This window comes from Variovorax soli NBRC 106424 (genome assembly GCF_001591385.1).
Classification (GTDB): domain Bacteria; phylum Pseudomonadota; class Gammaproteobacteria; order Burkholderiales; family Burkholderiaceae_C; genus Variovorax; species Variovorax soli.
Genome location: NZ_BCUU01000229.1, coordinates 1 through 1,084, shown reverse-complemented (window position 1 = coordinate 1,084; position 1,084 = coordinate 1). Strand labels below are relative to the sequence as shown.

Annotated in this window: 1 protein-coding gene; it reads right to left on the bottom strand. The window is 70.7% G+C overall.

Annotated elements, in window-relative coordinates:
- A partial coding sequence (locus VSO01S_RS26515; RefSeq protein WP_373282939.1) for a pseudouridine synthase occupies window positions 1-1,084 on the bottom strand: 1,084 nt, incomplete at both ends.

Below are 1,084 nucleotides of genomic sequence, written 5' to 3'. Positions count from 1 at the left end.
TGCGGGCGTTCGGCCAGGCCGCCGGCGGCCTGCGTCAGGGCGCGAATGTCGCGCTCGTCCAGCTCGATCCAGGCGCCGCGCTTGAGCCCGCGCGGCAGCACCATGGCGCCGTAGCGGATGCGGATGAGGCGGCTCACGGCATGGCCCACGGCCTCGCACATGCGGCGCACCTCGCGGTTGCGGCCCTCGGAAATGGTGACCCGGTACCAGGTGTTGACCCCTTCGCCGCCGCCCTCCTCGATGCTGCCGAAGCGGGCCATGCCGTCTTCCAGGCGAACGCCGTCCAGCAGCTGCTGCTTTTCCTCGCTGCTGAGCGCGCCGAGCACGCGCACAGCGTATTCGCGCTCCAGCCCGAAGCGCGGATGCATGAGCTTGTTGGCCAGCTCGCCCGAGCTGGTGAACAGCAGCAGGCCTTCGGTGTTGAGGTCCAGCCGCCCCACCGACTGCCACTTGCCCTGCTGCAGGCGAGGCAGCTTGCGGAACACCGTGGGACGGTTCTGCGGATCGTCGTGCGTGACGACCTCGCCAGCGGGCTTGTGATAAGCAATGATGCGCGCCGGCGGCGGCGCGATGCGGTAGCGGATGGGCTTGCCGTTGAGCTTGACCTGGTCGCCGTACTGGATGCGCTGGCCGATGTGGGCCGGCTCGTTGTTGACCGAGATGCGGCCCTGCAGGATGAGCTGCTCCATCTCCAGCCGCGAGCCCAGGCCGGCCTGCGCCAGCACCTTGTGCAGCTTGGGCGAATCGGCCTCGGGCAGCAGCACGCGCTTCAGGGGCGCGACATCCGGGCTTTCCTCGTCGGCGTCGAACTGGCCGGACACCACGTCGCTGAACTTGATCGGCTCGGTCGGCGGCGCATTGCGCGCCTCGCGCTCGGCCGCGCGGCGGGCGCGGTCGAGGTCGTCTTCCTCCTCGTCCAGCTCGTCTTCGTCGAACGGCTCTTCGTCCTCGTCCTGGCCCTCGCTCTGGTCCTGCTGCTGCACGGCCACCGCCGCGGGCGCGGGCACCTCGGGTTCCGGCTCGGCGGCTGCCGGCTGTTCTTCCGGCACCGGGCCGGCCTCGGCTTCAGCGGCAGGCTTGCGGC